We start from the raw sequence: 23,076 nt of genomic DNA on the forward strand, positions 1-23,076 counted from the left end.
CGTGAACATGAAGAACCTGCCTTAAGAACCTTGCGCTTTGCGCGAAAGGTCTTTGCTGTCCACCTCATCAAAAATCCACTATAATATGGGATAACGCATTGCTTGTTGTTATCGCGCTGCATACTAAACGGGAGGAATAACGTGAAACGTATCACTCGTTTTTTCGATCAGATCGCGGCCAGCATCCACTTTTTTAAGACACATCGTCTCAAGCGCAATTATCGACGGGCACTTTTATTCTTCGCGATATTGTTGCCAGTTTGTGTTGTCGCAATTATAGCAGGTCAACGGTTACATCAGCCGACACCGTCAAGTTCGAAAGCCGCTATCGCTCTATCAACCACAAAAAAGAAACAACAACGTCACAAGGCCACCAGTCATAAAACCAAGGTACATACAGCCCCGAAGAACATTGACTGGACAGCACCTTCCGAGAAACAGGCTTATCCCGACCTCACCCAGCATCCGAATATTACTTTAGATGTCAATCTAAAAAAGCAACGGGTTTTTATCAAGGAAGGCGACAAAACGCTATACACGATGTATGCGTCTACCGGTATTGATGACTCAACCCCACGAGGTGATTTTGCGATTCAAGACGAACGGGGTTATGAATTCTTCAATCCAAACGAACAAATGGGCGCCCATTATTATACAAGCTTTTATCTGCATGGAACTTATCTTTTTCATACCGTCCCGACAGATGTCGGCGGACAATACATCAAAAACGAGGCGGCTAAGCTTGGCAAAGAGCCTGGCTCTCATGGCTGCGTTCGGTTGAGTATTGCGGATGCTAAGTGGATATTCGAGCATGTGCCAACAGGGACGCCAGTTAAAATTCATTAGTTTAGTGCCTCAAAAACCAGAGAAACCTGTTAGTCAATCGACTGACTAACGGATTCCTCTGGTTTTTGTGTAAGTACGTATCAATCGTCAGAATGGTGAGCATTACTTTTCGCTAATCCGCCAACTAGTTAAATTTTCTCACTGGCCAACGTTTGCAATGATGCATCAATTTTCTCCGCGCACATCCTGCCTTCATGAATCCCCCAGATAACTAAACTTGGGCCGCGACGGCAATCACCGGCCACATAGATTTGCGTGTCATTGGTCGTGAAGTTATCATTTTTGGCAGTGATGCCAAATTGATCAAAAAGCCATTGTTCAGCGCCAGTAAAGCCCATTGCTAAAACCACAAGATCGGCCTTAATTTTCTTTTCGGTGCCTGCCACTGGTTTAAAGTGATCAACCTGACTAATTTCTGCTTCTTTGACTTGGCCATCTTTGCCGAAGAAAGCCGTCACCGTCGAGGCATAGGCGGTAATATCGCCAAACAATGCTTTAGCCTCTTTTTGCCCGTAGCCGGTTTTCAAAACCATCGGCCACTCAGGCCATTGATTTTGCGGTGTTCGTTCTGCTGGCAACGCTGGGGTGATTTCTAACTGGGTGATATCAGCGCATCCCTGACGAATCGCTGTGCCAATACAGTCATTACCAGTATCACCACCGCCAAGAACCAGAACATGTTTTCCCTTCAACTGATCATTTGCGGCTGGCCCATCTTTTAAAACTGTTTGGGTGGCTGCTTTGAGAAAATCTGTCGCTTGCATAATGCCTGAAAGTTCTCTGCCTGGCACCTTGAGATCTCGGGCTTCGCGCGCACCGGTGCAAATAACAACCCGGTCAAACGTTTTCTTCAGCTCATCAGCCGTGATGTCCTTACCAACCTCCGTGTTTGCAACCAGTTCAATCCCCACTTTAGTCAACGTATCGATGCGGCGCTGAACGACATCTTTTGGTAACTTCATATTAGGAATGCCATACATGAGAAAACCGCCAAAGCGATCATCGCGCTCAAATAAAGTGACGGCATGCCCGAGCTGGTTCAATCGCCAAGCTGCAGCAATACCTGCCGGACCGCTGCCGACGACTGCAATTTTTTTACCGGTGCGATGCAGGGGCTTACCAGAGTCAACCACCCAGCCATGTTTGAATGCTTGCTCGATAATAGATTTTTCGTTGTTACGAATTGTAATGCCAGCGCCGTTGAGTGCCTGCACACAGGAAACCTCACAAGGTGCTGGGCAAACGCGTCCGGTCATATCCGGCAACATATTTGAGCGGCTCAACCGTTCAAACGCACGCTTATCCTGATCACGATAAACCAGATCGTTCCATTCAGGAATCAGATTATCGTTGGGGCAACCACTCACGGCTCGTCCGCCGCCAAAAAAGACGCCATGATGGCAGAACGGAATACCACAGTTCATACAGCGCGCTGCTTGCTTACGGCGTTCAGCCATGTCTAAATCAAGTTCCATCACATTAAAATCTTTGATACGCTGCATGATCGGCCGCATTGGATCGTCTTGTCTAGGGTATTTTAAAAACCCTTTTGGATCTGCCATTCTGTTCCCTCCTCGTAAATGCGTTCACCAGCCCAGAAACCTGCGTATAAGGACCTCAAGCACACTGGCCAAAGCCCGGCCAATGCACTTGAGGCCGCTTATACTCCGGTTTCTAACCGGGCTGGTTCACGCTCTCTATTTCATTGCTTCATCAAAGGCTTTTTCAATCACTTGTTCTTCTGAAAGTCCCGGTTTGGTGTAAGCATCAATCAAGTCGCGCATTCGGTGATAATCGCGGGGATAGACTTTTACAAACGTACCTTTTTCCTTTTCCCAGTGATCCAGAATCATCTGGGCCGTTTCCGAGTGAGTATACTGGACATGCTTTTTAAGTAGTTCAATCAGAATACTGTCGTCTCCAGCTTCATCCAAGTGATAAAGATCAACTAGGTCTTGACTACAATGCTTCGCAAAATCGTGTGTCCAGTCATAGACATATGCAATGCCACCGGTCATCCCTGCTGCAAAATTACGGCCGGTTCGGCCAAGGATGACGGCGACGCCTCCGGTCATGTATTCGCACCCGTTATTACCAACACCTTCAACAACAACATTGGCGCCAGAATTGCGGACACAGAACCGTTCGCCAGCACGGCCATTGAAATAAGCTTCGCCACCAGTTGCGCCAAAACACGCAACATTGCCGACAATCGGTGAATGGGTGTACAGTTCTCGAGCTTGTGGCGGTGCAGCAACGATCAAGCGACCGCCTGACAGGCCCTTGCCAACATAGTCATTGGCTTCACCGACCAACTTAATGGATAGTCCTTGGGTAATAAACGCTCCAAAACTTTGACCCGCCGTACCGTGATAGTTGAAAGCCAGTTGTCCTGGTTTTAATCCGTCATTACCAAAATGCGCCGCAATCCAGCCGCCTAAACGCGTGCCAACCGCGCGGTCCACGTTATTGATTGGTAGGTCAATGGTTGTGGTATTTTGATTTTTGAGACTAGTTTCAGCAAATCGGTCTAAATCCGGCCAGTCATACTTTGGCTTGAAAGGATTGGCCTTTTTACGTTCAATTGGAATCGTTTTGCCCAGCATCCGATCATAGTTAAGGGTTTTGGCTTTCCCAAAAGGTACATACCGCGGCTTCAGATGCTCGCCGTGACCCACCATTTGATCGACTGTGCGATAACCTAATGCCGCCATCTGTTCACGCAAATCTTCGGCCAAAAATTGCATCATGTGAATCACATTTTCGGGGCGTCCTGCATATAACTTGCGCAGCTCTGGATTTTGGGTAGCGATACCGACCGGGCATGTGTTGAGGTTACATTTGCGCATCATGACACACCCAATAGCAACCATGGTTAAGGTACCAAAACTGAATTCCTCTGCGCCTAACATAATCGCAACAGCAATGTCGCGCCCTGTTAATAACTTGCCGTCAACTTCCAATGTCGTGCGTTGGCGCAACTTGTTGAGCGCAAGCGTTTGATGGGCATCTGCTAGCCCCATTTCCCATGGCAACCCACAATCTCGGGTGGAGTTTCTTGGTGCCGCTCCAGTGCCGCCGTCATAGCCGGAGATCACGACCGTATTAGCACCCGCTTTCACCACACCGGCCGCAATCGTACCAACCCCGGTTGAAGAAACTAATTTTACATTGATTTTGGCATACGGATTGACCTGTTTTAAATCATAAATCAATTGCGCGAGATCCTCGATGGAATAAATATCATGATGCGGTGGCGGCGAGATTAGCTGCACACCGGCAATCGAGCCGCGAATGCTAGCCACCCAAGGGTAAGCTTTCCCTGCTGGCAACTGCCCACCTTCACCCGGTTTGGCTCCTTGTGCCATTTTAACTTGGATTTCTTCAGCACTCATCAGATACTCTGTGTTCACGCCAAAGCGCGCCGTTGACACCTGCTTGATTTTGCTGTTGCGGTTCAGACCATCTGCACCGATATGAAATCGATTTCTGTTTTCTCCGCCTTCCCCGGAATTACTACGTGCACCCAACTTGTTCATGGCAATGGCAATGGTTTCATGCGCTTCTTCAGAGAGTGCCCCAAAACTCATCGCGCCGGATTTGAACCGTTTCACAATGGAACTCACCGGCTCAACTTCACTCAACGGCACCGGTTTACGGCCATTTTGATCAATCGTCCACATCGATCTTAAGGTCACTGGATTTTCCTGTTCTTCGGCATCCAGCTCTGCCGTGTACTGTTGATAGGCCTGATAGTCGCCGTTCCTGACTGCTTTTTGGAATTGATAAATGCTCTTGGGATTGTACAGATGCTCTTCACCATCGGCCTTATATTGAAAACTCCCGCCAGAAGGCAAATCGTCAATCGCGTGATTGCTGAAGGCTCGCTGATACTTTTGGTAATACTCGTCTTCAAGCTGGTTAAGATTGATGCCACCAATCCGAGTTGGCGTTCCGGTGAAGTATTGGTCAATCAAACTATCAGCCAAACCAACTGCTTCAAACAATTGCGCCCCTTGGTAGCCGGCGGTTGTCGAAATCCCCATACGGCTCATGATTTTGATGATCCCTTTGGTCGCCGCTTGGCAGTAATCTGGCAATTGCGCTTCAAGGCCACGTTCCTTTAGCGTCAAGAAAGCGCCATACGGATGAATGGCAGCGGCACCGTAACCGATCAGACAGGCAAAATGATGAATTTCGCATGCCTCTGCCGTGTCAACGACGATAGACGCAGCAGTGCCTTTACTTTGCCGTACCAAATAATTATGCAAGCCTGATACGGCCAACAAAACCGGAATCGTCATCTGATTGTCAGCAACTGGTCGATCACTCAACACTAAAATCGTTGCACCTCCATCAATCGCGTTTTCCGCCTGCGTGAAAAGGTCCTTAAGCACATGCGCCAAACGATCGGGCGTATCCGTCAAATCATAAGCCAACGACAATTTAGCGACTTGTAACATCGGCAAATCCAAGTTGAGAATTTTAGCATATTCTTGATCGCTTAAAATCGGGCTGTCAATTTTAAGCTTGTGACAATTTTCAGCAGTATCGCGCGTACAATCGCCATCGCGACCTAAAAAGCCAAAAGTCCCAATGACTACTTTTTCCCGTAATGGATCAATTGGCGGATTCGTCACTTGGGCAAACGACTGCTTAAAATACGTGAACAAAGATTGCGATTTTTTACTCAAAACTGCTAAAGGCGAATCAAAGCCCATGGCAATGACCGGTTCGCCACCATTTTGCGCCATTGGCAACAACGCTGTTTGAATGACTTCGTGGGTATAGCCGTTGCGCAGCCAAAGTTTTTTCAAACTGTCGATCGGCATACTTTCATCTGATTTAGCGTCAGGTAATTCCCCCAACGTTAATCGGTTGGCATTGAGCCATTGCTGATAAGGATGCGCTTCAGCACAAGCCCGTTTCAAATCACGAGTCTTCGAAATGCGGCCGGTACTGGTGTCAACTAGTAACATCTCAGCAGGCGCCAAAATGCCTTTCTCGACAATATCGCCGGGGTCGACATCTACCACCCCTGATTCTGAGGCAACAACCAACTGATTATTTTTCATTAATGTGTAGCGCGATGGGCGCAACCCATTACGATCCAAAAAGGCACCAACTTGAATGCCGTCTGTAAAACACAAGGCAGCTGGGCCATCCCAAGGTGCCATGAAAGTAGCATTGTATTCATCAAACGCCCGTTGTTCATCAGACATTTCGGTACCTTCGCCCCAAGCTTCCGGCACCATCATCATCAACGCTTGCGGAATGGATCGGTCATGCCGATAGAGATATTCCATACAGTTCTCTAACTTGGCGGAATCAGAGTCAGTTTCATCATAAATTTCAATACCATGACTGGTCATCCAATTTTCGGCGCCTTTTAACGTGTTGATTTCCCCGTTATGCGCTAAAAACCGGAATGGTTGAGCCCGATCCCAACTCGGAAACGTATTCGTGGAAAAACGGGAGTGAATCAAGCAAATGGCACTTTTCATTTGCGGGTTATGTAAATCCGGGTAAAAAAGACTTACTTGGTAAGCATGAAGCATGCCTTTATAAACGATGGTGCGGCTTGAGAAAGAACAGATATACATGGCTTGCCGATCAAAGGTTTTCTCTAACTGCCGTCGCAATGCATAAAGATGATCCTCAAAGTCCTGCCCTGCCTGTGTGTCTGTCGGCCGTTGGACCACAACCTGAACAAAGCCCGGCATAGCTTGTTGGGCCGCGGGACCACAGTTTTCGTAAACAAACGGAACATTGCGCGTCCAAAGAACCGGAAAGCCGGCTTCATCGATTTGACTCACGACCGCCTTTAACATGGCGGCCTTTTCTTCTGCATCATGCGGCAAAAAAAGCTGAGCCACTGCATAGTCACCTTGCGCCGGTAACGTTAATTCATAGCGGTGCATTTCGTCACGGAAAAAAGCATCCGGCATTGCCATTAAGATACCGGCGCCATCACCTGTATCAGGTTCAGCACCGGTGCCGCCGCGATGATTCATGCGTTGTAGCATGGTCAACGCTTTTTCCACAATTTCGTGGCTAGCGTGACCATCCACTTGCGCAATAAATCCCATACCACAGGCCGCATGCTCAAATTCCGGCAGGTACATTAATTTTTTGTCATGTGCTAAGTGATCCATGAAATCCCCACCTTATTAGTTAACATCAATGTCTTGAGCCTAAAGATATTGGTCTCATAGTATTCTAATAATGACGAGATTACAATGCTTTTTTCTTTGTCTGCCGTTTCACATTTGGCTCCGAAGTCTATCAAAGCTTGCAGAATCCGCCATCTGGTCACAATCAAAAACAGTGCATCAGACTGATTTAATAGGAAATCAGACTGGTGCACTGTTAGTCATGGTCGGTTGCAAGATCTTTTTTTATTTTTAGTTGTTTAAGATAACTGCCATCATTTTCTCACGATGGCGGCGTGAAAGTGGACGATTTTATCAAGTCCGTACATGATCGGCGCAGAAATCGTCATGATAATGAACTCGGAAAGCATCAACGAAACATAGGTTGGTAAAAACATTGTGGCGAAACTTAAATGCCCCGTCCACACAATCTCAACGGCAATCAAGGCCATCGTGATCGTCATGACAGCGATATTTAAGGCAAACCGGGCCCAGAGCTGACGCAATTTCGGCGCCACCCACCCGACCAACAGCAAGCCAAGCAAACTTTGACCGCCGCCAAAGACCACGTCAAGCCAACCAAGCGGTGAGAAGATAGCATTGAAAATCACGACTCCTGTCACAACACCCACAATATATTTACGATCAAACACGACCAAGTGATTCAAACTTTCAGACAAGCGGAATTGAATCGCGCCACTGGCCAAATTAAGGCTCGCGGGACCAATTGATAGCACAATATAGATAGCAGCGACCAAAGCATTAAGTACCCAACCGCGTGTTTTTAGATTTGTCATGAAAGTCCTCCATTAAAAGTCACATTATTTCGTCATAGCGCGTTTGCCGGAGCAGAAACCTACGTAAAAAGACAGCGAATGCAGTAACCCAAGCCCCGTCATCACGTTTGAGGCCGCTTGTCTCCAGTTTCTAACCGCTCTGGCGAACGTTCAACAAAAAACGCGCTGTTAAGCGCGTTGCTGTTAATTCTTATTATATGTTTTGGGCTTGGGCAAACTGACCAAGCCCACTGAAATCGCCAACGCGCGGTCGACTGCTGCCATTTTGGTGCTTGACAGAGCTGTCACGCGGGCTTGTAGCCGTTGCTTGTCAATCGTGCGAATTTGCTCAAGTAAAATGACCGAGTTGCGTTCAACGCCATCTTGCTTGGCCCGTAACCCGACATGCGTCGGCATCTTGGGTTTTTGAATCTTGGAGGTAATGGCTGCCACAATCACTGTGGGACTGTAATGGTTGCCAACGTTGTTTTGAATAATAAGTACTGGCCGGTTGCCGCCTTGTTCGGAGCCGACAACCGGAGACAGATCGGCGAAAAAAACATCGCCGCGTTTTACGGACACATCCATGCTTTTGCCCCCTTATCGCTCATCGAATATGGGCGTATGCCTCGCTCTCGCAGGCAGAGAAAGCATGACTGATCTCTGTATTGATCTGGCCCATTGCTACATAGCCAGAAATCAATTGGTTGATTTCGGGAGCCTGTGACTTCAAAAATGTCGCCACTGCCTCCGTAATCACAGCCTGAGCGTCAATGTCATTCAATTCACAATAGGCATCCAACCGCGCCTTAATGGCATCATCAAACGTTACCGCTACTGACGTTTGCTTTTTCATGACAACTTCCTCCAACTTCCCAAGTTCATGTTGTTACTTTAGCACAAAATGCGCATACGAGCCACCATCAATCGACCGGATTCACGCTCTGTCGCTTCAGGCGCGGCGTTAAATTGCAGGCGATTTCGTAATGAATTGTCTTGCTATATTTAGCAACGTCCAACAACGTAATCTCCTGATCGCCACTTTGCCCAACCAAAACTACCTTTGTGCCAGCTGGATATGCTTTGGGCAAACGAATCATAAACTGATCCATGCAGATACGGCCAACAATTTCACAATACTGACCATCAACAAGGACATGAAAGCCCTGTAGGCGCCGCAGCCAGCCGTCTGCATAGCCAATCGGGACAGTCCCGATGAATTCATCTCCTTTGGCACGATAGGTCACACCGTACGAAATACCGTCACCAGCATGCACCTGCTTGCAATAGGTCAACTCACTTTCCAATGACAACGCTGGTTCCAGTGGAAACGGTGTGGTTGGAATCGCGTCCCCAGACGGATTTAAGCCGTAAATAGCCACCCCATACCGAATCATATTGCCATTGCAAGCCGCATGCCACAAGCTGGTAGCCGAATTAGAAACATGCACATAACGCGGCCGACTTGGTAAAAGATCGACTAGATGATTGAACTTGTCAACTTGCTGTTTGAAATAAGTATCATCAGGAGCATCTGCCGTTGCAAAGTGAGTGAAGATCCCCTCAATGACAAATTGCTTGGAATGCGCTTCAACAAACGCAACTGCCGTCTTGAGTGCTTGATCTTCGGTAAACCCGATACGACCCATGCCGGTATCTAAAGCCAGATGAATACGCAACGGCGGCAGCTCTGGCTGTGCTTCTAACACTGGCAAAGCCTGTTCAAGCCATTCGGTGCTGCTGACAGGCAATGATATTGTTTGGGCAGCAGCAATGGCCGCATACTGACTCGGTACGATGCCTAACACCAATACTGGTTCACTATAATCGGCCTTGCGCAATCCCAATGCTTCATCCAAGATCGCCACACAAAAACCGGTTGCACCAGCTGCTTTAGCAACCCGCGCCACCCGCAACATACCGTGACCATAAGCATCAGCCTTGACCACAGCGAAAAGCTGCGTCTGCTTTTTTAATCGTGCGACCTCATGCTGGATATTATGCAAAATGGCTGTTTCATCTATTAATACCTTTGCTGGTCGAAAGTTACCGATCGTCACGTTCAGGACCTTCTTTTTCTAAAATTACCTCGGTGAAGACCAAGGTTTCACTGTGCGAAATGGAGACAAAAGCCTGACCGGAAAAAGGATGCTTCGTCAGAATAGGTTTGCCCAACTCATTATTGAGAATTTCGACATCCTGTAAGGCGACTTTTCCTAACCCAGTACCAAATGCCTTTGAGTACGATTCTTTGGCAGAGAAACGGCCGGAAAGATATTCAACGGCGCGGCGGCCATCAAGTTGTTGATAATTTGCTAATTCAGTCGGCGTCAAAATTTTAACCGCGAAGCCGCTGTTTTTTTCTTGTGCCGCCTGAATTCGCGCCAAATCTGTGACGTCCACCCCAATACCGTAAATCATGGGTTGCCTCCTTAACCGCGTTGACATCGCCGGAACTAACCACTGTTCCTGCTCACGCTTTGTCATAAAGTTATTCTAGCATGCTTTTACAGAAAACGGGTGTTTGGTTGAAGCAAAAAAGACCCCAGGACGTTTAACCTGAGGCCTTTTGAACGCTTTAATTAAAAATCATTCGCCATTACGGATTTTGAAACTACGCTTAACATTCTTGCGTTTATCGCTGAAGTTGCGTTTTTTGTCGTAACTGCGCTTATTATCACGATTGCCTTGATAGCCGCCTTCGCGACGCTTACCCTTGTAACCGCCTTTATAACCACCACGATTATTGCCGTGACCGTGATTGCTGCGACCGCGATGTGGCAGCGGACGTTCTGGCGTGATTTTAACCGGAACGGCACTGGCATCATCCGGGCTGACTGCTTTAAGATAAGCGGAAACCAACTGTAACGGGGTATAGTTTTCCAACAAGGATTCAGCCATAGCTTCGTACTTTTCAGTATCGTTAGCTTCGACTTGTGCCTTGATCGTTTCTAAACCGCTGGAGATCTGGCCCATCAATGCTTCTTCTGCTGTTGGTGGTTTCATCGGCAGCATCCGCTTCTTGGTCAAGTCTTCGATCGTGTGCAAATATTCGATTTCGTTTGGGGTGACGAAGGTGACGGAAACACCCTTGTGACCTGCACGACCGGTCCGGCCGATACGATGAACATAGGAATCAGGATCTTGCGGAATGTCATAGTTGTAAACATGGGTGACACCGGAAATATCCAGACCACGAGCGGCGACATCAGTAGCCACTAGGAAGTCCAATTGGCCACTCTTGAACTGGCGCAAAACGCTCATCCGTTTTTGCTGTGTCAAGTCACCATGAATGCCTTCTGCCCGATAACCACGCGCCTTTAGACCACGGGTTAGTTCATCAACACGACGCTTGGTCCGACCAAAGATCAAAGCCAAGTCTGGGTCTTGAACATCGAACAGACGAGTCATGACATCGAACTTTTCGTAGTCTTTTGCACGGACATAATACTGTTCAACGGTATCGGCTGTGAGTTCCTTTGCCTTAATCTTAACGGTGACCGGTTCATGCATGAACTTATTGGTCAAACGCATGATGGAAGCAGGAATCGTTGCAGAAAACAGCAAAGTCTGACGTGCGGTTGGCATTTGTTCAACAATCTTTTCAATGTCATCGATGAAGCCCATGTCGAGCATTTCATCTGCTTCGTCTAATACCAAGACTTTAAGATTTTGCAACTTCAGGGTGTGACGGCCAATATGGTCAAGGATTCGACCTGGTGTCCCCACCACAATTTGCGGGTGTTCTGATAATTGGCGAATTTGCCGGCGAATGTCGGCACCGCCGTAAACTGCCTGGACCTTGATTTTCTTATCTTGGCCTAAACGATAAAGTTCTTCTTGGGTCTGAATCGCCAATTCCCGAGTTGGGGAAATGACCAATGCTTGGATACTCCGGTCAGCCTTATCGATGTTTTGCAGGATCGGCAAGCCAAACGCTGCCGTTTTCCCGGTACCGGTCTGTGCTTGACCGATCACATCTTTGCCTGCCAGAACCAGTGGGATCGTCTCCGCTTGAATCGGCGTCGCTTCCTCAAAACCTGACTGGGCGATTGCCTTTAAGAGATCATAATCCAAACCTAGTTCTTTAAACTTCAAATGAGTTCCTCCTTGAGAATTCCTGCACGCGTTTACCCAAGCGTGTTTTCAAAGGAATCCGCGGGCATCACGTGCATTTTCAGTAAATGACAAAAAAACATATCCGAACAATAGTATCATGCTCACTATAAAAAAACAAGTGCCGAGATTCGGCCAAGTCTTGCATAATCACCAAAAGCTTCAGTCAACACATACTTATTTAAGCCTAAACTGACATTTTTAAAAGAATAAAAACCGTCAAAACATGCTAAAAGCCGTTTCATTTTCATGGAACGGCCTTTATGCTTACAACGCTAGTATTAAGCACGACCACCAGCGACCAAAGCTGACAAAACGGTTTCCAGATGCAATCCGTGACTCGCTTTCAACAAAACCATATCGTCATGGTTAACATCGTTTTGTAAGTCGCGCGTCATCTGTTCCTTGTCATCAAGCGGATAATAGTGCAACTGATCGGCTGGATATTTTGCTGCCAATGCATCGGCAAGTGCTTTCATATCGCTACCGTATAGATAAACAACCTGCACTTCCTTAGGATCGAGTGCCTCTGCCAGACCTGCATGCAACGCGGGACTTTGTTCACCAAGCTCCAGCATGTCCCCTAGCACTGCAATGTGACGGCCAGTTGCCGTAAATTCGCTAAAATCATGAATGACGGCTTTCATCGCGGTCGGGTTGGCGTTATAAACATCGCTTAGAATCTGTTCACCCACATCCCCGATCAACCACTGTGTCCGGTTAGCCGTCACCTGAAAATGAGCCAATGCCTTTTGCATGATTTCGGGTTTGACATGGAATTTGCGGCCAACTAACAAGGCTGCTAACGCATTGACAACATTATATTCACCCATAATCGGAATCGAGAACGTCAGATCAGGCCAAGCTTCAACTGTGAACTCAGTGTGGTTACGATGCCCGCTGATTGAATGGGCAAATATCGTATTTTCAGGATGCAAGCCAAAAGTTTCGCGCTCCTGCGTGATCTTCTTCGCCCGTTCCTGCAACAATGGTTCGTCACCATTAAAAATAAACGTACCATCATCCTTTAGGCCATCAGTGATTTCCATTTTGGCATCGGCAATTTTATCCCGGGTCTTGAAAAATTCAATATGTGCTTCCCCGATCATCGTAATCACGGCCACATCCGGTTCAGCTAAGGTTGACAGTGCATGTAATTGCCCTGGCCGATCCATCCCCATCTCAAGAACCAAGACTTCGGTATTGGGTTCCATGCTGAGAATAGTCATTGGCACGCCGATTTCATTATTATAGTTATCAGGGGTTTTAACGACGTGATATTGTGTGGCCAAGATCGCAGCGGTCATGTCCTTCGTTGTCGTTTTGCCATTGCTGCCGGTGATCGCCACCACTTTGGGATTCACTTTCATCAACAGATAATATTGTGCCAATTGTTGCATCGCTTTCAACGGATCCGGCACCACCAGCGTAATCAGCTTGGTGGTGACAGGTAAATGATCAGCTGCAACAAATGTCGCCACTGCGCCAGCCGTAGCAGCCGCCGGAATAAATTCGTGACCATCACGTTCACCGCGTAACGGCACAAACAGCATACCCGGCTTCAATTTGCGTGAATCAAAAGCCAGTCCGGTCACCACATGCGACCCGTCTGCTTCAGAGAGCGGTTGAGCTTTCACAACTCGCGCAATCTCTGCCAATGTCATCTTCATAATTAATTCGACTCCAATTCTTCAACTTCATCCTGTTTAAGAACAGGTTAAAACAGTCCATTATTGGCGATGATCGGCAGATGCAGCATCATCAATCATCATCCACTGATTCTTTTGCCGCATCAAAACAAGCATTCCCAATCGCCGGACATCTGTATCCGTCAAGATACCATCAGGAACGAACCGAGCTTTCGGTGCCAAAAGTGGCACACTGATTTTTTCACGAGAAAACCGGACGTTCCGGAAATCAAATACCACGCCATCTTCCAATAATGGTAAAAACTGTGTATAGACGGCATGTGACACGCGAGAAAAGTGCTGTTGCCGTAAGCGTAACCAAAATGGTTCCTCATTAGCAATTCGCCGCATATACTTGTTAATGGCGTTTGCTAAGAAGGTCGCAAATAAAGATTCGTTACGCAGATACATATTCACCATACCGTTTCGCAATGGCAGGTAAACCAACTCGTTTTTCAATTTGTAGTAAAATGGCGAACTTAAATGCGTTTTGGCATGTCCTAAGTATAGCAGTTCCGCAATCTCGTTAGGCGTGAGTTCCTGCAAAAATCGCGGGCTTGAATAATCTAGCCAGCAACGCGTCTGACCCGCTTTACTCCGCAAAAAGTCCTGAACCTGATCCGCGCCGTCGATAATATTGAACCAAGTATGCGGATCTATCTGTTCCTGCTCATCCACAGGGGGCAGCAATAACAGATGCTTCGGTACTTTTAGATGGTCGCTCAGCAAATCACTTGCTGAAATGCCATATGTCAAAAACAAATGCGCCAACGGTTCATGGCGAACATAAATCATCGCATTTCGCACGTTTAAAACCCCTTCAATACTCCCGACTTAATTATACGACTTTCACGGCATGGCATGCGTTAAGATTAAGAGCGTGAGCCAACCCGCTTAGAAACCGGAGCATAAGCGGCCTTGAACGTGATGGCTGGGCCTTGGCCATTGCGTTCAAGGTCCTTATGTGCAGGTTTCTGGGTTGGCGAACGCGTTTCAATCAGAGCGTGAGTTGGCGCGGTTAGAAACCGGAGTGCAAGTGGCCTTGGTCGTGATGGCCGGGCTTTAGCCATTGCGACCAAGGTCCTTACACGCAGGTTTCTGCGCCAGCGAACGCGTTTCAATCAGAGCGTAAGTCAACCCGGTTTCTGCGCTAGCTCTCCTCATTCTATCTAAGAAAGGGTGACCTATGATGTTACAACCATGGCCTAATCTTATCCCTCGTCCTGATTTGCCAACGATTCCAAAAACAGCAGCCATTCCGCCTGCTTATTTTAAGCTCATTCAAACAGGTATTTTACCGATGAATTGGTGGCTTCCGACTAAGGAGCCGACGAGTGATGCCATTGACGGCGTGGGTATCCACGCCTTTGCAACTGTTGGCCCAGCCATGACTTCAAGCGATTTGCCAGCACATTTTTTGCCATTTGCCAAAACCGGGCACCAATATTTTGGCTTCGATCTCCAGCAGGAGCCACGCCAGATTCGCTATATTGATACCGAAGTCGACCAGTGGCTGACAGTGGCGATGGATTTGCCAGCTTTCATGAAGCAATTGCAGCCTCATGAAGCAAAGTTGCCAGAAATTTCAGTCGATCCGCAGATTTTTGGACATATGGCCGTCATCGCGACAGCGGCTGAATGGCCAGCGCTGTTTGATTACGCGCGCGAATTCATGGCCGGCCAAGCAATTGGCCCATGGCTGCGATGGCTCGCCCAATCAAAAGAGGAAGCTAAGCGGCAAGTCGGGATGGAAGAATTTCATTTTCTCACCCGTTACCAGCCCAACTTCCTCACACCCAACGACACGCTGACACTGCAGCATGTATTCGGCTAATGGTTAACCGACTTATGGTCAGGTTGGAATGCGAAGGTGTCCAACCAACGTAGATCCCGTTTGATTCCAAAATAACCAAACAAAGCAAGTCCCAACGAACCAAAGAAGTCCATAAACAAATCACCCATCGTATCCATTAATGCCGCCCGGCCACGCAGTAGCTCGCCGCCAGTCGCCATGTACCGCTGCATATTCAATCCTAACAACCCATCAAAGGTGAACTCATAAAATTCCCAGAGCACGCCGATGGTGGTGCCAAAAGCTAGTGCAAACAAGGCCATCAGCAACGGGCTTGTTGATGTCAACCGTTTTTGCGGGGTCAATGCCGCAAAAATAGCAAATCCTAAACCGGCGAGCATCGCGGCACTGAATAAATGTTCAAACTTATCCCAATAAGGCACACTGTAGCATTGCAATCCTGTCCCCAGTAAAACGCTTAAAAGAATAAAGATCTCGAATAAGTAAATTAAAACCGGTGGAAATCTAAAATGCCACCACCGCTCCATCAATCGCGGTAAGCTGACAATCAATATACCGGACGCAACCTGCGCCAATAACATCATCTGACCGTGAAATAACGAGCGGCCGCTGATATAAAGGCCACCAACAATCAATAAGTAAAGCAGGTCGCCACCGACATTCAGCCAGTATAAAAAGTTAGATCGTTTTGTCATTGTTTTTGCCCCTTTTCTTTAATGTAACATGACGCGGCAAGTCATTTACTACCTCTTTGTAAGCGCTTGGTGTAGACTCAAAGATAGGAGGTGTTATCTATGCCGATCAAAACATTACCTGAAGATCAACTCGTCACTATGAGTCAATTTGTCGTGAAAGATGTCGCTAAAGCTTTTGACTTTCCCTATTATGTCAATGATCTCACACATGACGCAAATTTTGACACTGAGCACACAGCAACCAAGTTAGAATTTGAGCTCACCTTGTTGAATGATCCTGATCCAGAACGGACCATCAGCTTTTACAGTGATGCCAGCGCTGACCCGATTATGGGTGGTGCTGCATCAGCACAGGTCATCGTTGAGTCAGGGATTACCTTCGTTTATTTAAATGATGGTTACAAGGATTCCTACCTCATTATCATTCGTGATGGTAAAGTGGTCCAAAACCTTAAGCTTGAACAACAAATTCTGTCCGGCCCAGAGGTAGAAGATTTGATTGATAATGTGATGCCAAAAGCGAAATGATTTTTGATGTCAAAAGGCAGCCGGATTGCGGCTGCCTTTTTGGTCGCTTGTGATGCGTCAAACTGATGATCGTGCAGATAATGACAAAGCGCTGATAGCCTCTGAAACGTGAGAAAAGGCACAACGCAACTAAAGAGACCTTTTCTTGCTCAACAAAAAAACCACCACGAGGGTGGAAAAGTTTGGGGGAACTTTTTTGGGAGTGTAAGTTAATGTGTAAGCTTAAGGCTGAAATACATCTGCCTTATTGACCTAAGTATAGCAATTCACTAACTCTTAGGTGGTTCCATTTTCAACAACAATTCTGTTCATTTTATAAATCCGCTTATATATTCATAAGTTTTAACTACAAAAAAACAGCCCTATTGGCTGTTTTGGGTTTATTTCTTGTCCAAACCATACTTCTTGTTGAAACGATCAACCCGACCATCGGCCTGAGTGAATTTCTGCTTACCGGTGTAGAAGGGATGGGAGTCGGATGAAATTTCAACCCGGACTAATGGGTATTCCTTGCCGTCTTCCCACTTAACGGTTTCTTTTGAAGTTTTGGTGGAACCTGAGATAAATTTGAAACCAGTTGCTGAATCCATAAAGACAACTGGATGATAATCTGGATGGATGCCTTGCTTCATAATGATTACTCCTTTTGCCCTAAATCATTGCCTGATCTAGAGATACTCTTACAACAACTCTAATAGTCTATCACGGTCATGGTTCAAACGCAATCTCAATCAATCAACTCAACATCTGCGCCGAGGCCACGTAATTTCATGACGACACGATCATAACCACGCAAGATATTATCAACTTTGGTAATCGTTGTCGTGCCTTCCGCCATTAAACCGGCAATCATTAAGCAAGCACCTGCGCGAATTTCTTCAGCTGCAACTTCAGTGCCTTGCAAATGATCGCAATGATGCAAAATAATGACGTCATTTTCAATAGTAATATCCGCGCCCATTCGCAACAACTCAGGAATATGCCGAACTCGTTTAGGATAAATGGTATCGATGATCAAGCCCTCGCCATGAGCTTTCAGCATTAGCGGCGTGATGGGTTGCTGCAAATCAGTTGCAAATCCTGGATAAGGCATGGTTTTAATCTGAACCATTTTCAAATCACCAGACGGGTAAACGAAGATACTGTCCTCACCGACATCCATGACGACACCCATTTCCTCTAATTTAGCTAAAAAGGCATCTAAATGTTCAGAAATAATATTTTTGACTTTCACACCTTCGCCGATCGCTGCCGCCATCGCCAAATAAGTCCCCGCTTCAATTCGATCAGGGATGATGGTATGTGAGTTGTGTGCTTCAAGGGTTGGCACGCCGTCAATCCGAATCACATCGGTACCAGCGCCACGAACCTTAGCCCCCATATTATTCAGATACGTGGCTAAGTCGATAATTTCTGGTTCCTTGGCAGCATTTTCGATCACGGTCCGGCCTCTTGCTGTTACCGCAGCCAAAATGACATTGATCGTAGCACCGACGGACACCATATCCAAAAAGATGCGTGCACCGTGCAAGCCTTCAGCTGGTGCCTTGATGGCCATCGCGCCGTGTTCATTGCTGACGGAAGCCCCCAGTGCCTCGAACCCTTTTATGTGCTGATCAATCGGTCGTGGTCCAATATCATCACCGCCGGGCAAGCCGACAATTGCTTTACCAAACCGCCCTAATAACGCTCCCATGAAGTAATAGGAAGCGCGCAAACTTTTTATTTTGCCATTTGGCAGGGGGACATCGTTAATTTCAGTTGGATCAATCGTTAGGACGTTCTCAGTAAAATCCGATTTGACATTCATGTCATCCAGAATCGCCATCAAATTATAGACATCCTGAATATGTGGAACTGAATCAAGTGTGACCGGGGTGCGTGACAAAATCGCCGCCGGAATCAAGGCAACGGTACTGTTCTTCGCGCCGCCGATCACAACTTCACCGGATAATTTCTTCCCGCCGTGGATCAGCATTTTTTCCATTGAGTTAAATCCTCACTTAAAGGTCGTTCATTTCAAATAGGCTGAAGCTGGCCTGCATCTATGCTTCAAAATAAACTGCGATTTCTGGTAGGCGAGGCACAACAAACTCATCATGCACTCAACATACAAGTTTAATGAATTCTATGGGAAAAAACAAGGACTAAAAGAACAGAGCGCGAACTGGCGCGATTAGAAACCGGAATGTAAGTGGCCTTGGCCGTGATGGTCGCTCTTTGACCATTGCGGCCATGGTCCTTACATGCAGGTTTCTGCGCCAGCGAGCGCGTTTAAGCAAGAGCGCGAACTGGTGCGATTAGAAACCGGCATGTAAGTGGCCTTGGTCGTGATGGTCGCTCTTTGACCATTGCGGCCATGGTCCTTACATGCAGTTTTCTGCGCCAGCGAGCGCGTTTAAGCAAGAGCGCGAACTGGCGCGATTAGAAACCGGAATGTAAGTGGCCTTGGTCGTGATGGTCGCTCTTTGGTCATTGCTGTCAAGGTCCTTACATGCAGTTTTCTGCGCCAGCGAACGCGTTTAAGAACCTGAGCTGCCCCCAAGTGCTTCATCTGCCAAAAAAGCCGTCCCAAAGTAATGATACCTCAGGACGGCCTTTATAAATCAATGAAACCTGCTATTAAGCTTTAAAATCGCCTGCTGCCTGAATGAAGGCTTTGAATAATCCCTCCGGCTTGTTTGGCCGCGATTGGAATTCTGGGTGATATTGTGGGGCAACGAAGAACTTGTTCTTCGGATATTCAATAATTTCCATCAAGCGGTTGTCTGGGCTGACACCGGAAAATACCAATCCGTGGTCTTCCATTGCCTGACGATACTTGGTGTTGAATTCGTAACGATGACGATGACGCTTTTGAATTTCATGGGCATTGTCATAAGCCTTCGCTGCAACGGAACCTGGCTTCAGAACACATGGATAAAGGCCAAGTCGCAAGGTACCGCCAAGATTTTTGACACCCACTTGATCACGCATCAGGTCAATGATCGGGTCCTTGATATCAGGTTGCGTCTCAGTTGTACCAGCATCTTTCAGGCCCAGCACATCACGCGCAAATTCGACTGAGGCCATCTGCATACCTAAGCAAATGCCAAGGAATGGAATATCGTTTTCCCGCGCATAGCGAATCGCGGCAATTTTGCCTTCCAATCCACGGTCACCGAATCCGCCCGGAACAAGAATCCCATCAAAGCCTTGCAACAAGCTTTCAACGTTATCGTCATTGACATCTTCAGCTTGGAACATTTGCAGATCAATATCAGAGTCCCAATAGTAGCCCGCATGCTTCAACGCCTCGGCAACAGAAATATAAGCATCTTTCAAAGCGACGTATTTACCAACCAAGGCAATCTTAGTGGTATGGGTCAAATGCTGAACTTTATGCTCAAGCTGCGTCCAAGCACGCATGTCGGCATCAGGCACATCAAAGCCGAAATGATCGACCACAATCTGATCCATGCCTTGCGCTTGTAATGCCAGCGGAATTGAATAAAGCGTCTTTGCATCGCGTGATTCGATGACCGCATTTTCCGGAACATCAGTGAAAAGCGCAATTTTCTTCTTCATATCTTCCGTGATCGGTTTTTCAGTCCGGACAACGAGCATATTCGGCTGAATCCCAATACTACGCAATTCCTTAACACTGTGCTGAGTTGGTTTCGTCTTCATTTCATCGGCCGCGCGCAAGTATGGTACAAGGCTGGCATGAATATAGAAAACATTTTCCGAACCAACATCACGCTTCATTTGGCGAATGGCTTCAAGGAATGGCAATGATTCGATATCGCCAACCGTACCGCCGATTTCCGTGATAATCACATCGGAGTCGCTATGCTTTGCGGCCCGCATGATCTTCTCTTTGATCATGTTGGTAATGTGGGGGATCACTTGAACGGTCGCACCGAGGTATTCACCGCGGCGTTCACGTTGCAGAACTTCAGAATAAATTTTCCCGGTTGTGACGTTGCTGTACTTATTCAGGTTGATGTCAATAAACCGTTCATAATGGCCAAGGTCGAGGTCGGTCTCCGCGCCATCGTCGGTAACGAACACTTCACCATGTTGATAAGGGTTCATCGTCCCAGGATCGACATTGATATAAGGGTCGAATTTTTGAATGGTGATCTTCAAACCGCGATTCTTTAACAAACGACCTAAGGATGCCGCAACAATCCCTTTACCCAATGACGATACGACCCCACCGGTAACAAAAATATACTTGGTCATAGCCAGTCTCCTTTTTTAATAATCGGGAAAAAACAAAAACAAGCTCCCTATTCATACGAACAGGGAGCTTGAACCGTATTGGCTTTACATTTTGTAAAGCGCCCAAGCTGTATATTAACTAATTGTGGCAAAGACGTCAAGGCCTAAAACTTAAGTGTGAAATGTCCCAAATAATCATAAATAACATCACGTCTCAAAGACAGCCTTAAAGTCAGCTTTCTGCTTCCGCTATAAATCCTTTAATCATGGACTTTTCTCGGTCGTCCCTGACGATAGGGTGCACCATTTTGATGTGTGTTTTTTGCCTGCTGAAAAGCCGCAAACCAATGTCCGAGTGTTGTTGGATTAATGTTAAGCTCTGCTTCAGCTGCTTTCGCGAAGTTTTCCCATGCTGTTCGACTAATTTCAGTATTACCTCGAGCATTGCGCGACTCGCGAATGAACTCGCCAACCAAACGGCGGAACTTCACTTGCTGGTCATGGCTCATGCGCAAATAATCTTGTTGCCCAGTTGTTTCCATTTGCTGGATACCGGTTAGTTCACGAGCATCATTGTCGATCGTAAAGAAGGAACGGATGGGAATCGCAATGTACAAAATATACGCTGCCTTGGGCACAAAAATAGCTAAAATCATAATCGCAGCGATCATGATAACATTTTCTAAGTTGTGCTCCCCATAAATACTGGTATAAATTTTCCGCATTTCGTCTTTATCATTGGCTTGTTGATGCACGATTGTCCTTGATATGAGTCGAAATACGACAATTACCAAAAAGTAGATCGCACCATAGATAATCACAGAGATGGATTCAACATCTCCTGACATCAGTCGCGTCAATGCTGGCACCAGTGACAGTAGGAAAACCAAGATGAATTCCCAAAGCACGATTCGTCGTGGAATCTGATCAACGGTGCTGAACAAAGTTGCTTGCTGGTACCAAATATTCGCCACGAAACAGAAACTGACAGCATACACCCCAACTGCCAAAAAGAAATTGGTAATGTTGGCATGATGTTCCCAACTTTGCGCAGGCAACTCCAAGACCATAATGGTAATAATAATCGCAAGAATAGCGTCAATGAACGTATCTAACCGGGTTTTAAGTTCTTTTGAAATCATCGTAGATCCCCCTCTTGTTAGAAAGTATCGTGCTTTGTCAAAAATTGTCAACGGTCTTAAAGCGTAAAAGAACATTTAGGAGCAGTCAACTTGTAACACTCGCACTTTTAAGGTTTTTAGGATACCACAAATAGCGGTAAAACACGATCATCTTGGTCAGTATGCCACTTCTAGGATTTGCCTACTAGTGGACCTAAAATGAGCTTCATAACAGGCTCGCAGTCGCAAAAACCTATTCAGCCCCAATTCAGAAAGTATATCCACAGACGCAGCAAACTATATACGAGCCTCCAAAACTAAAACATCAAAACCAATCCATGTTGACCTGTATCGGCTAGTACTTCGGGTGCTAATTGCGCCTGCTCGCGCACACAAAAAAAGCCGTCCCCACAAGACATGGGCACGGCTCGCCAAACATTACTTTTTGGTGTCGCTATCGTCATCATCATCTGAATCGCTGTCGTCATCATCGTCATCAGAGAAGTCAGCGGTGATGTCATCGTTATCATCATCATCGTCGCTGTCGTCATCGCCGAATTCGGCTAGCTGACCTTCGATACCATCTGGCAGCCCATCATCTGGGTCGTCATCACTGTCATCGTCTGTGTCAGTCGTCTTCCCGACCTTGTCGTGGAAGCCTGAGTCATCGTCATCGAAATCATCGTCGTCATCGCTATCTGCGTCGAGATCCTCATCTTCAGGATCATCATCGTTATAGTCGATCACGTCATCATCGTCGGCAACGTCTGCTAAGAAGGCATTGACCTTCTTACGCTTCTTACGACGTGGTGCCTCTTCTTCATCTTCCGGATGGTTAACTTCTTCATCAACGGAATCGTATGGATACCAAGCGCGCAGGCCCCAAACGTTATCGCCTAAAGAAATGAAACTGCCATCCACGTTCAGATCCGTGTAGAATTGCGGTAAACGTTCACGAATTTCTTCGTCACGCTTACCAAGATAATTCTGGATCTCGTTGGCCAGATCAACGAACGCCATGGTATCCCCTTTTTCTTTGAGGATCTCATGGGCTACTTCGATCATTGATAATTCTGATTTATCGGCATTGGCAAATGCTTTGAGTTTCAACCGATACACGCCCTTTCCACAGTTT

20 protein-coding genes are annotated in these 23,076 nt (G+C 46.9%); 3 read left to right on the plus strand and 17 right to left on the minus strand.

Going from position 1 to position 23,076, the window contains the following annotated elements:
• Window positions 1–141: 141 nt before the first annotated feature.
• Entirely contained in the window at window positions 142–846 is a 705-nt protein-coding gene (locus tag AC07KQ_RS12290) for a L,D-transpeptidase (RefSeq protein WP_003567652.1), read from the plus strand.
• A gap of 128 nt (window positions 847–974) precedes the next feature.
• Here AC07KQ_RS12290 and AC07KQ_RS12295 read toward each other — a convergent pair whose 3' ends face one another.
• The 11 genes from AC07KQ_RS12295 to AC07KQ_RS12345 all read right to left on the minus strand — a co-directional run bounded on the left by AC07KQ_RS12295 (window position 975) and on the right by AC07KQ_RS12345 (window position 14,385).
• A complete protein-coding gene (locus AC07KQ_RS12295) occupies window positions 975–2,408 on the minus strand; it encodes a glutamate synthase subunit beta (RefSeq protein ID WP_274990907.1) in 1,434 nt (477 codons plus the stop codon).
• Between the two features lie 135 nt (window positions 2,409–2,543).
• Window positions 2,544–7,001 (minus strand): glutamate synthase large subunit, encoded by a 4,458-nt coding sequence (gene gltB, locus AC07KQ_RS12300; RefSeq protein WP_274990908.1) that lies wholly within the window; start codon window positions 6,999–7,001, stop codon window positions 2,544–2,546.
• A 272-nt stretch (window positions 7,002–7,273) separates the two neighbouring features.
• Window positions 7,274–7,795 carry a QueT transporter family protein gene (locus tag AC07KQ_RS12305; protein ID WP_003567657.1) on the minus strand — a complete coding sequence of 174 codons (522 nt, stop codon included), beginning with the start codon at window positions 7,793–7,795 and terminating at the stop codon, window positions 7,274–7,276.
• Between the two features lie 183 nt (window positions 7,796–7,978).
• Window positions 7,979–8,362, minus strand: a complete 384-nt coding sequence (locus AC07KQ_RS12310) for a type II toxin-antitoxin system PemK/MazF family toxin (RefSeq protein WP_003567661.1) — start codon at window positions 8,360–8,362, stop codon at window positions 7,979–7,981.
• A gap of 19 nt (window positions 8,363–8,381) precedes the next feature.
• Entirely contained in the window at window positions 8,382–8,630 is a 249-nt protein-coding gene (locus tag AC07KQ_RS12315; RefSeq protein WP_003567665.1) for an antitoxin, read from the minus strand.
• A 67-nt stretch (window positions 8,631–8,697) separates the two neighbouring features.
• Window positions 8,698–9,834, minus strand: a complete 1,137-nt coding sequence (alr, locus tag AC07KQ_RS12320) for an alanine racemase (RefSeq protein ID WP_003567667.1) — start codon at window positions 9,832–9,834, stop codon at window positions 8,698–8,700.
• Window positions 9,821–10,195 carry a holo-ACP synthase gene (gene acpS, locus AC07KQ_RS12325; RefSeq protein ID WP_003567669.1) on the minus strand — a complete coding sequence of 125 codons (375 nt, stop codon included), beginning with the start codon at window positions 10,193–10,195 and terminating at the stop codon, window positions 9,821–9,823. The genes alr and acpS overlap by 14 nt, the downstream gene beginning before the upstream one ends.
• A gap of 168 nt (window positions 10,196–10,363) precedes the next feature.
• Entirely contained in the window at window positions 10,364–11,872 is a 1,509-nt protein-coding gene (gene cshA, locus AC07KQ_RS12330) for a degradosome RNA helicase CshA (RefSeq protein ID WP_013246091.1), read from the minus strand.
• 125 nt (window positions 11,873–11,997) lie between these two features.
• On the minus strand, window positions 11,998–12,141 hold the full coding sequence (locus AC07KQ_RS12335) for a hypothetical protein (RefSeq protein ID WP_003567673.1): 144 nt from the start codon (window positions 12,139–12,141) through the stop codon (window positions 11,998–12,000).
• Window positions 12,142–12,171: 30 nt separating this feature from the next.
• Window positions 12,172–13,560 carry a UDP-N-acetylmuramoyl-tripeptide--D-alanyl-D-alanine ligase gene (locus AC07KQ_RS12340; RefSeq protein WP_003567677.1) on the minus strand — a complete coding sequence of 463 codons (1,389 nt, stop codon included), beginning with the start codon at window positions 13,558–13,560 and terminating at the stop codon, window positions 12,172–12,174.
• Window positions 13,561–13,620: 60 nt separating this feature from the next.
• On the minus strand, window positions 13,621–14,385 hold the full coding sequence (locus AC07KQ_RS12345; RefSeq protein ID WP_003567679.1) for a hypothetical protein: 765 nt from the start codon (window positions 14,383–14,385) through the stop codon (window positions 13,621–13,623).
• 379 nt (window positions 14,386–14,764) lie between these two features.
• On the opposite strand from AC07KQ_RS12345, the gene AC07KQ_RS12350 reads away from it, so the two are divergent.
• Window positions 14,765–15,412 carry a hypothetical protein gene (locus AC07KQ_RS12350; RefSeq protein WP_003571475.1) on the plus strand — a complete coding sequence of 216 codons (648 nt, stop codon included), beginning with the start codon at window positions 14,765–14,767 and terminating at the stop codon, window positions 15,410–15,412.
• On the opposite strand, the gene AC07KQ_RS12355 is transcribed toward AC07KQ_RS12350, so the two are convergent.
• Window positions 15,409–16,086, minus strand: a complete 678-nt coding sequence (locus AC07KQ_RS12355; protein WP_003567683.1) for a DUF2238 domain-containing protein — start codon at window positions 16,084–16,086, stop codon at window positions 15,409–15,411. The genes AC07KQ_RS12350 and AC07KQ_RS12355 overlap by 4 nt on opposite strands.
• Before the next feature lie 99 nt (window positions 16,087–16,185).
• Between AC07KQ_RS12355 and AC07KQ_RS12360 the strand changes: the two genes are divergently transcribed.
• Window positions 16,186–16,614, plus strand: a complete 429-nt coding sequence (locus AC07KQ_RS12360) for a hypothetical protein (RefSeq protein WP_003567685.1) — start codon at window positions 16,186–16,188, stop codon at window positions 16,612–16,614.
• A 380-nt stretch (window positions 16,615–16,994) separates the two neighbouring features.
• Here the strand turns inward: AC07KQ_RS12360 and AC07KQ_RS12365 are convergent, their stop codons facing one another.
• The 5 genes from AC07KQ_RS12365 to rpoE form a co-directional block, all read right to left on the minus strand.
• Entirely contained in the window at window positions 16,995–17,246 is a 252-nt protein-coding gene (locus AC07KQ_RS12365; RefSeq protein ID WP_003567687.1) for a type B 50S ribosomal protein L31, read from the minus strand.
• Between the two features lie 95 nt (window positions 17,247–17,341).
• On the minus strand, window positions 17,342–18,601 hold the full coding sequence (locus AC07KQ_RS12370; protein WP_003567689.1) for a UDP-N-acetylglucosamine 1-carboxyvinyltransferase: 1,260 nt from the start codon (window positions 18,599–18,601) through the stop codon (window positions 17,342–17,344).
• 635 nt (window positions 18,602–19,236) lie between these two features.
• The gene (locus tag AC07KQ_RS12375; protein WP_003567691.1) at window positions 19,237–20,841 is read right to left on the minus strand and encodes a CTP synthase; all 1,605 of its coding nucleotides are present in this window, start codon (window positions 20,839–20,841) and stop codon (window positions 19,237–19,239) included.
• 239 nt (window positions 20,842–21,080) lie between these two features.
• On the minus strand, window positions 21,081–21,962 hold the full coding sequence (locus tag AC07KQ_RS12380) for a TMEM175 family protein (RefSeq protein ID WP_003567693.1): 882 nt from the start codon (window positions 21,960–21,962) through the stop codon (window positions 21,081–21,083).
• Between the two features lie 417 nt (window positions 21,963–22,379).
• A complete protein-coding gene (rpoE, locus tag AC07KQ_RS12385; RefSeq protein ID WP_003658743.1) occupies window positions 22,380–23,051 on the minus strand; it encodes a DNA-directed RNA polymerase subunit delta in 672 nt (223 codons plus the stop codon).
• Window positions 23,052–23,076 lie beyond the last annotated feature (25 nt).

It is taken from the genome of Lacticaseibacillus sp. YLM2-1 (assembly GCF_056583465.1).